The 243-nt window shown below is 58.8% G+C and carries 1 protein-coding gene; it reads left to right on the forward strand.

Annotated features, from left to right (window positions below):
• Positions 1 to 14 precede the first annotated feature (14 nt).
• Positions 15 to 116, forward strand: a complete 102-nt coding sequence (locus AC5RWU_RS24820; RefSeq protein WP_493986813.1) for an IS3 family transposase — start codon at positions 15 to 17, stop codon at positions 114 to 116.
• Positions 117 to 243 lie beyond the last annotated feature (127 nt).

The raw sequence follows: 243 nt of genomic DNA on the forward strand, positions 1-243 counted from the left end.
TCAAGGCCGAGCTCGTGCGCAACAAAGGCCCCTGGCGGGACATCGGCCACCTCGAGGTCGCCGTCGCCGAGTACATCGACTGGTTCAACCACCGGCGGCAGCCACGGCATCGGTGATGAAATCACCGGCCTGCATCCCGGCCCAAGAAACCTGCAAGAGATCAGGCCTTAGATAAATTGAATACCCCGCCATGACAACACCCATTCGCTAAGTGTTGCAATCACCGCAAGAACCCAAGGATGC

It is taken from the genome of Arthrobacter sp. B0427-1-12 (assembly GCF_059092905.1).